Source organism: bacterium (assembly GCA_026398675.1).
GTDB lineage: Bacteria > RBG-13-66-14 > RBG-13-66-14 > RBG-13-66-14 > RBG-13-66-14 > RBG-13-66-14.
Genome location: JAPLSK010000097.1, coordinates 1 through 9,712, shown reverse-complemented (window position 1 = coordinate 9,712; position 9,712 = coordinate 1). Strand labels below are relative to the sequence as shown.

The 9,712-nt window shown below is 65.5% G+C and carries 3 protein-coding genes; all 3 read left to right on the top strand.

What is annotated here, in order from left to right; genetic code table 11:
* A partial coding sequence (locus NTW26_02115) for a PAS domain S-box protein (GenBank protein ID MCX7021068.1) occupies positions 1 to 7,946 on the top strand: 7,946 nt, incomplete at its 5' end.
* Positions 7,947 to 7,948: 2 nt separating this feature from the next.
* Positions 7,949 to 9,031, top strand: coding sequence for a response regulator (locus tag NTW26_02110; GenBank protein ID MCX7021067.1), 1,083 nt, complete (start codon positions 7,949 to 7,951; stop codon positions 9,029 to 9,031).
* Between the two features lie 9 nt (positions 9,032 to 9,040).
* A partial coding sequence (locus NTW26_02105) for a peptidoglycan bridge formation glycyltransferase FemA/FemB family protein (GenBank protein MCX7021066.1) occupies positions 9,041 to 9,712 on the top strand: 672 nt, incomplete at its 3' end.

The window sequence follows — 9,712 nt, the reverse complement described above, 5'->3', positions numbered from 1 at the left end:
AGCTCCTCGCCGCCGGGCTCCGCCAGTCCGAGGAGCTCTACCGCACCTTCACCGAGGAGGCGCTCGTCGGGGTTTATATCATTGAGAAGGACCGCTTCGTCTTCGCCAACCGCCGGATGGAGGAGATAACCGGCTACTCGCGGGAAGAGCTCCTCCGGTTGGACCCCATGGGCATCGTTCTGGAGGAGGACCGCGACGGTCACTTACGGGAGCGGGGGGAGGCCCGGGCCAGGGGCGAGGAGGTGCCCTCGACCTACCGGATGCGCATCCGGCGGAAGGACGGCGAGGTGCGGGTGCTCGAGCTCCGGGCGCAGCGGCTCCCTCGGTTTGCAACGCAATCCTCCGCTTCGCTCCGGTTCGCCGACTCTGGCATAGCCAGCCTGGGCAACTGCGTGGACATCACCGAGCACGTGCGGACCGAGGAGGACCGGGACCGACACCTGCGGGAGCTCCGGGCGCTCTTCGAGGGGGTGGACGTCCTCCTGTGGTCGGTGAGGGAGGGGCCGGACGGCGAGCTCCACTACGAGCAGGTCAACGACGCCTTCGCCGCGGTGGAGGGGCACACCCCCGAGCACTACAACGGGAGGCCCGTATCCGCCCTGCACCCGCCGGATGAATGCGCGAGAATCAGGCATTCCTACGAGTGGGCGAAGCTGGGTCGCGTGCACACCAACGATATCTGCTTCGGCGAGGGGGCCCTGAAAAAATACTTCGAGATCCGCCTCATCCCGCTGACGGATCCGGACGGCTGGATACGGAGCTTCATCGGAGCGGGCAGCGACATCACCCTGCGCAAGCGGACCGAGGTGGCGCTGAAGGCGTCCGAGGAGCTCTACCGCACCTACACCGAGGAAGCGCTCGTCGGCGTCTACATATTCAAGGACGACCGCTTCGTCTTCGCCAACCCCCGGATGGAGGAGATAACCGGCTACGGTCGGGAGGAGCTCCTGGGGATGAATCCGTGGGGCATCGTCCCCGAGGAAGACCGGGAGTACGTTCGCCGGCTCAACGAGGCGCAGGCGCGCGGCGAGGATGTGCCCTCGAATTACCGGATGCACGTTCGTCGGAAGGACGGCGAGCTCCGCGTGGTCGAGCTTCGGGTGAGGAATCTCCCGAGCTCCGGGGGCGAGGGCGGCGCGGCGAACCTGGGCAACTGCGTGGACATCACCGAGAGCGTGCGGGCCGAGGAGGCGCTCCGCGAATCCGAGAAGAGGTACCGCTTCCTGGTGGAAAACACCAACGACCTCTTCTACCGGGTGAACCTGGAGGACGAGAGCTACGCGTACCTCTCCCCGGCCTTGGTGAAAATCCTCGGCTACGGGGTCGAGCAGTTCGTCGAGATGGCGAAGTCGGGCGAGCTGGCGAAGCGGATCCACCCCGACGACGTGGCCGGGGTCGTGGCGGACGCGGAGGCGCTGCGGGACAACGCCCGCGGAGCGGTGGAGAATCCGGTCATCGAGTACCGCCTGCTCCACGCGGACGGAGAGTACCGCTGGCTGTCCGATGCCCGCACCGTGGTGTACGACGAGGCGGGGAAGGCCACCACCATCATCGGCGTGTCCCGCGACATCACCCTGCGCAAGCTGGCCGAGGAGCGCTTAAGGGAGTCCGAGGAGCGCTACCGCGTCCTTAGCGAGGGGGCCATCGTCGGGGTTTACATCTACCGGGACGCGCACTTCCTCTACGTCAACGACGAGATGGCCGAAATCACCGGCTACACCAATAAGGAACTGTTGGCCCTGGACACCGGCGTTTTGGTCCACGAGGAGGACCGCGACTTCCTCGACCGGCGCGCTTTGGCCCGCCAATCGGGCGAGGATATCCCCAGCCGGTACACGATGCGGATCAAAAAGAAGGACGGCGAAACGGCGGTCCTTCTGGTCGGCGCCCGGCCTGTCCCCTACGGCGGCCAGACCGCCTACCTGGGGAACTGCTTCGACATCACTAAGAGCGTCCGGGCGTCGGAGGCGCTCGAGGAGTCCCTGGAGCGGTACCACTCCCTCCAGGACAACATTCCGGTGGCGGTGTTCCGGGTGACGCACGACGGCCGGATCGTCTCCGTCAACCCCGCCTTCGTGAGGATGTTCGGCTACCCGTCCCCCGAGGAGATGCTCGAAGTGGACGTGATCGCCCTCTACGCCTCGCCGGAGCGGCGCCGCGAGCTGAACGCCCTCCTGGGTGTCCAGGACGTGGTGACCGACTTCGAGGCCCAGATGCTCCGTCGGGACGGCTCCCGTTTCTGGGTGCTCATAAACGTCCGGGCGGTGCGGGACGCGGACGGCGAGGTCGTATTCCACGACGGCATCCTGGCGGACCAGAGCGAGCGGAAGGCCGCCCTGGAGCGCCTGAGCGAGTCCGAGGAGCGGTATCGCACGACCCTGGACTCCATGGGGGACGCCATCCACGTCGTGGATTCCCAGCTCCGCATCACCCTGGCCAACAAGAACCTCACCCGGTGGGTGGAGGGGCTGGGCTTGGACCCGTGCTTTGTGGGCAAGACCGTCTACGGGGCCTTCGGGTTCCTCCCCGAGAGCGTCCGGGCCGAGTACGGGAAGGTATTCGCCGGCGGCGAGACGCTCCAGACCGAGGAGAAGAGCGTCATCGGCGGGCGGGAGATACGCACCCTGACCCGCAAGATCCCAGTGTTTAAGGGCGACCGGGTGGACCGGGTGGTCACCGTCGTCCGGGATGTCACCCGGGAGAAGCTGACCGAGGTGGCCCTGCGCGATTCCGAGGAGCGGTACCGCTCGCTTCAGGAGAACATCCCCGTGGGCATCTTCCGCACGACGCCCGACGGGGATGTGCTGTCGGCCAACCCGGCGCTCTGCGCCATGTTCGGCTACGCCTCCGAGGACGAGATGTTGACGGTCAACGTGGGCGACTACTACGTGGACCCTCTGGAGCGCCGGGAGTTCGTGGAGTCCCTGACGACGAAGGGCTTCGTGACCGATTTCTGCGTCCGGCAGAGGACGAGGGACGGTTCCGTCTTCTGGGCCTCGCTCAACGCCACCCTGGTCCGGGACGAACGGGGGAAGGGCCGGCACATAGACGGCATCCTCGAGGACGTGACCGAGCGCAAGCTGGCCCAGGAGCGCTTGAGTGAGTCGGAGGAGTTCAGCCGGGCGCTGATCGCAAGCTCCCCCCTGGGCGTATCGGTGCGAGACTCGAACGGCGGGCTCCTGTCTTGCAACGAGGCGTGGAGGCACATCTGGGCCGTCTCGCCGGGGGAGATGGAGGAAGACTTAAAGAGGGAGCGGACGGAGCTCAAGTTCGACGAAGCGGACGAATACCTGGGCGAGTGGCTCTCCGAGGTCCGCCGCGTTTATACCGACGGCGGCTACCTGCACATCCCCGAGGCCGAGCTGCCCCAACCGCGGTCCGGCGGCGCACGGTGGGTCTCACAGCACTTCTACGCCCTGGCGGACGAGGGGGGCGCGGTGAACCGCGTGGTCATCATCACCGAGGACGTAACCGACCGCAAGAAGACGGAGCTGGCGCTGGCCGTCTCCGAGGAGACCTACAAGAGCCTCTACGAGACCACCCTGGCCCTGGCCGACTCCACCGAGCTCACCGACGTCATCGCCGTCATCGCCGTGCAGGCCACCGGTCTTCTGGGCGCCCAGCAGTGCCTCTTCCTGCTCCTGGATTCCGACCGGCGGATGCTCACCCCCATCTACTCGACCAGGCTCGACTACCGCGACATCATCATGGGCTTCGAGGTGCCCCTGGGAGTGGGGCTGTCGGGTCGGGTGGCCGAGTCGGGCGTCGGCCGGTACTTGAACGCCGACCAGGTGGACGAGGTCTCGGTCCACGTCGAGGGCACCGACGAGGGGGAGGATTCGAGCGAATCGTTGATCTCCGTGCCCATGTTCGACGGCGGGAAAGTTTTGGGCGTGATTACCCTGGGCAAGTTCACCGGGGGGTTCACCGACGATGACCTGGCGAGGCTCTCCATCTTCGCCCGCCAGGCTGAAATCGCGGTCAAGCGCACCAAGAACACCGAGGAGCTGGCCGCCAGTGAGCGCACGTACCACAGCCTCTACGAGACCACCCTGGCCCTGGCCGACTCCACCGACCTCTTCCACGTGATCGAGGTCATCGCGAACCAGGCCTCGATCATGTTCGGGAGCCGCAAGTGCATCTTCTTCCTGGTGGACTCGGGCGCCAAGGTGCTCAGGCCCATCTACTCCACCCGCCAGGATTACCAGGAGATATTCAAGGACTTCGCGATACCCCTCGGCGAGGGGCTCTCGGGCCACGTGGCCCTCACCGGCGTGGGCATCATAGCCAACGCCGGCGAGCCCGAGAAGGCAATCTCGGTCCACATACCGGGCACCGACACCCAGGAGGACGAAAAGGAGTCGCTCATCTCCGTGCCCATGTTCGACGGCGAGCGCGTGCTGGGCGTCATCACCATCGGTAAGTTCGACGCCACCTTCTCCGAGGTGGACCTGGCGAAGCTGACCGTCTTCGCCCGCCAGGCGGAGATAGCGGTGAAGAGGACCCGCAAGTCCGAGGACCTGGCCCGCTCCGAGGAGACATACAAGAGCCTCTACTCCACCACCCTGGCCCTGGCCGACAAGACCGACCCCCTGAAGGTGATCAAGGTCATCGCCGACCAGGCGGCGTCTCTGGCCCGGGCCTCCGACTGCACCGTGTACCGTTTCGACGACGGCTTAGGCGTCCTTAGGCCCATCTACTGCAACGACCCCACGGCGTCGGAGGAGATAATGGCCTTCGATATACCCGTGGGGGAGGGCATCTCGGGCTGGGTGGCCCAGACCGGGGAGAGGGTCTGCTTCAACATCGGGGACACCGACGACATCTCCGTCCACGTGCCGGGCACCAGCGAGGAGGTGGACACCCGTGAATCGGTCCTCAGCGTGCCCATGTTCGACTCCGGGCGGGTTATCGGCGTCATCACCATCAACAAGGAGGACGACGTCTTCACCGAGGAGGACGTCAAGAAGCTCTCCATCTTCGCCCGGCAGGCGGAGATAGCCGTCCTGCGCTCCGAGAATCTGGAGGACCTTGCCCGATCCGAAGAGACCTACCACCGGCTCTACGACACCACGCTCACCCTGGCCGACGAGAGCGACCTAAAAAAAATCATCTCGGTCATCTGCGACCAGGCCACCCGGCTCCTTTCCTCCATCTACTGCACGTACTTCACCTACGACGCGTCCCGCGAGGTGTTGGTACCCTTCTACTCCAACGCACCCCGTGAGCGGGAAGCCATCCTCGGCTTCCTAGTCCCCCTGGGGATGGGTCTTTCCGGCCATGTGGCCCTGGAGCGCGCCGGGGAAATCTCGAACTACACCGACCCCGACCGCCCCGTGGTGCACGTCGAGGGCACCGACGATGAGGTGGACTCGGTCGAGTCGGTCATCTCCGAGCCCGTGATGGACTCCGATACCCTTCTGGGCGTCATCACAATCGGGAGCGAGGGCAAGCTCTACGACGAGGCCGACCTGGGCAAGCTCTCCATCTTCGCCCGTCTGGCCTCCATCGCCATCAAGCGGGCGCAGAACCATCAGGCGCTCGAGCGGAGTGAGGACACGTACCGCACGCTCTACGAGACCACGATGACCCTGGCCGACGAGGCCGATCTGGAGAAGGTGCTGGGAAAAATCGCCGACAACGCCCGACTGTTGATGAACGCCCACTTCTGCAACATCCTGTCCTTCGACCCCGAGGGCGGCGCGCCGCCGGGCGTGCTCACGCCCATCTACACGAACGCCCCCACCTCGCGGGACGAGTTGATGGCGTTCCGGGTCCCCCTGGGGGTGGGGCTGTGCGGCAAGGTGGCCCAGCTCAGGCGCGGTTCCTACTCCAACTTCTGCGACCCGGACCGCCCCGTGGTGCACATCGAGGACACCGACGACTCCGAGGAGCACCGCGAGAGTGTCCTGGGCGAGCCGATAATGGACGGGGAGACCCTGCTGGGCGTGTTCCTCATCCACGCCCTGGACCGGGTCTTCACCGACGACGATCTGGCCAAGGTGCGGGTCTTCGCCCGGCTGACCTCGGTGGCGCTCAAGCGCTCCCAGTATCTGGAGGCCCTGGAGGAGTCCGAGGAGAAGTACCGCAGCCTGGTGGAGCAGGCCACCGACGGGGTCGTCATCGTCCAGGATTTCCGGTTCGTCTTCGTGAACACGGCCATGCTGGCCATGTCCGGGTACGATTCTCGCGGGATGCTGGGGAAGAGCTTCTTCGACTTCATCGCCCCGGAGGACCGGCCCCGGCTGAAGGATTTCTACGAACGGCGCATGCGGGGCGAGGAGGTGCCCTCCATCTACGAGGTCGCCGGGATGCACAAGGGCGGGCACACCGTCCCCCTGGAGCTGAACGTGGGGCTCATCCAGTACTCCGGGGCGCCGGCCGACCTGGTCATCGTCCGCGACGTCACGGAGCGCAAGCGGGCCGAGGAGCTGCTGCGCGAATCGGAGGAGCGCTACCGCTCCATCTGGACCAAATCCCCCATCGGTATCTGCCTCTCCGACCGCATGGGCGAAGTCACCATGGCCAATCCGGCCCTCTCGCAGATGCTGGGCTTCGAGGAGGAGGGGCTCATCGGGAAGAAGTTCTACGACCTCATCGTTCCCGAGGAGCCGGGGGAGATTGGCGAACTCCTGGAGGAGACGCTCGACACGCAGGTGTACCAGGACAAGCTGGCCATCTTCTCGGGAAAGCCCACCGAGCTGACCCTCTTGAAGAAATCCGGGGACAGCATTCCCGTGGAGATGAACATAGACTTCATCACCCACGATAAGTCCATCCAGTACATGATTTCGCTCATCACGGACATCACGGAGCGCAAGAAGGCCGAGGAGGCGCTGGCGAACTACTCGGCCGACCTGGAGCGGGAGGTGGACGCCAAGACGGCGCAGCTTCAGGCGGCCCGGCGGTACCTGCGCGAGGTCATAGACGCCTCGCCGGACCTCGTGACCGTGGTGGACGCCGAGGGCCGGCTGGAGATTCTCAACCGCGCCGCCTCCCTGGCCACCGGTTACGTCGAGGATGAGGTCCGGGGGAAGCCCATCGGGACCTTCTACTTCGACCGCGACCGGGACACGGTGGCCGAGATGACCCGACGCCTGGACTCCGGCCGGCCCTCCACCGTCCGCCAGGTGGACATGCGCACGAAGGACGGCTCGCCCATCACGGTGGAGTTGTCGGTGTCCCCGCTGGTGGACGAAAAGGGCCGGTTCACCGGCAGCGTGGCCGTGGGCCGCGACATCCGCGAGCTCGAGGATCTGCGCCGCGCCCTCTCGCGGTCGGAGAAGCTGGCCGCCACGGGCAAGCTCGCCGCCGACATCGCCCACGAGGTCAACAACCCCTTGGGGATAATCACAAACTACCTCCAGATAGCCAAGGGGGACCTCGAGCCCGCAAGCGAACCTTACAAGACCATTGGTGTCGTCGAGGAGGAGGTCCACCGCATCGCCCGCATCATCTCCGGTCTTTTGGACTTCTACCGCCCCGAGAGCGCCTACCTGGAATCCACAAGCGTCAACCGGCTCGTGGAGGACCTGTTGATGCTGGTTGGCATCCAGTTGGAAAAACAGGGTATCGCGGTGGAAAAGGACCTCCAGGACGACCTGCCCGGCGTTCTGGTGGCGCCGGACCAGTTGCGCCAGGTGCTTTTGAACCTGGTGACCAACGCCCAGGACGCCATGCCCTCCGGCGGCACCCTCTCCGTCCGCACCTTCATCTCGGACGGCCGGGTGGTCATCTCTTTCTCCGACTCAGGGATAGGCATCCCCCAGGAAAACCTGCCCTACATCTTCGATCCGTTCTTCACCACGAAGGGCAAGAAGGGCACCGGCCTGGGTCTCTCCGTCTCCTATGGCATCGTCCAGAGTTTCGATGGTATGATGGAGGCACAAAGCGGCACGGGCGAGGGGACCACGTTCACCATCAGCCTGCCGGCGCGGGAGGGATAGCTGTGGCAGAGTCCGGCCGCGAGAAAATACTCGTCATTGACGACGAACGTCGGATGTGCGACTCCATCCGCATCCTGTTGGAGCAGACCGGCTACCGCGTGGACACTGCGTCCGACGGGAGCGAGGGCATCTCGATGCTGCGCGAGTCGAACTACGACCTGGTCATCGCCGACCTGATGATGCCCAAGGTGGACGGCTTCACCGTCCTGGACTACGTGGGCGAGAACCTGCCGCACACGCTGGTCATCGTCATCACGGGCTACTCCTCGATGCGGTCGTCCATCGAGGCGCTTCGGCGCGGGGCCTACAACTACCTGGTCAAGCCCTTCGATTTCGACGTGCTCAAGCTGGCCGTCGAGAAGGCGATGGACAAAATCCGGCTCCAGCGCCTCAACGACGACTTCATCTCCATGATCACCCACGACCTGAAGAACCCGCTGACGAGCGTTATGGGCTACTGCTCGCTTCTTTTATCGGGAGCGTACGGGGAGCCGCCGGAGCGCCTGGTAGATCCGCTCTCGAGCATCGCCACCAACGCGGACCGGATGCTGGCCCTGATCAACGACTTCCTGTCGGTGAACAAGTTCTCCTCGGAGGGCGTGCGGCTGGACATGCAGCGCCTGCAGCTCTCGAGCCTCATCTCGCACCTGGCGAAAAACGTGGCGGCCCAGCTGGAGATAAAAAAGCTCGGCCTGCGCCTGAACCTGGACGAGACGCTGCCGCCGATCATGTTCGACCCGATCCAGATCGAGCGGGTGATCAACAACCTGTTGTCGAACGCGGTGAAGTTCATCCAGCGGGGCGGCGAGATTACCGTCGGCACGGGTCAGGACGACGATTACGTCTTCTTCTACGTCGCCGACAACGGCCCGGGCATCCCCCCCGATCAGCAGAAGCACATCTTCGAGAAGTACAAGCGGGGCTCGAGCGCCGCCGAGGGGACCGGCCTGGGCCTGTTCATCTCGAAGAGCATCGTGGACGCCCACGAGGGGATAATCTCCTTCGAGAGCCGCCCCGGCGAGGGGGCCAGCTTCACCGTGCGCCTGCCCAAGCGGGAGAAGGAAGACCCGCAAGGCGCGGCTTAGGGGCGAGCCTTGGCGTCGAGCGCAATACTTTTCGACCCTCCGGGGTGGGACGCCCTGGTCGAGACAAGGGGCTTAAGCCCCTTGTTCCCCGGGGCGCCGCCCACCCAGACGTCCGCCTGGGCCGAGGTCAAGGCGGCGTATGGTTATCGCGTCCTGCGCATCGCCGTAATTTCCACCGATGGGGAGCCCCTGGTTCTGGGGCAGGTGCTGGTGCGTCGGCTTCCGTTCCTGGGCCGGGACTGGCTCTACTGCCCCTACGGCCCGTTGTGGGATCCGGCGCGTCCCGAGGCCCTGAAGCTCTGGCTCGACGCGGTGAAGGGGCACGACCTCGCCCGGCGCGCGGCCGTCTTGACCGTGGAGCCGCGCGTCCCCGACGGCGAGGACGCCAGAAATCTCCTGGCCGGGCTGGGATTCCGGCGCGGCGTCCAGGACGTGCAGCCGAGGGGGACGCTCCTTCTGGACCTCACCCCCGACGAGGATGCGCTTCTGGCCGGTCTCGAAAGTCACACGCGCTACAACGTCGGCCTGGCCGAGCGGCGCGGGGTGGAAATCGAGTCGGCGAACTCCCCCGCGGGTGTCGAGCGTTTCGTGAATCTATTGGAGGAGACGGAGGAACGGAAGCGGTTCCTGGCCCACGAGCCCCCGTACTACCGCCGGGTGTGGGAGGCCTTCGCCAAAGCG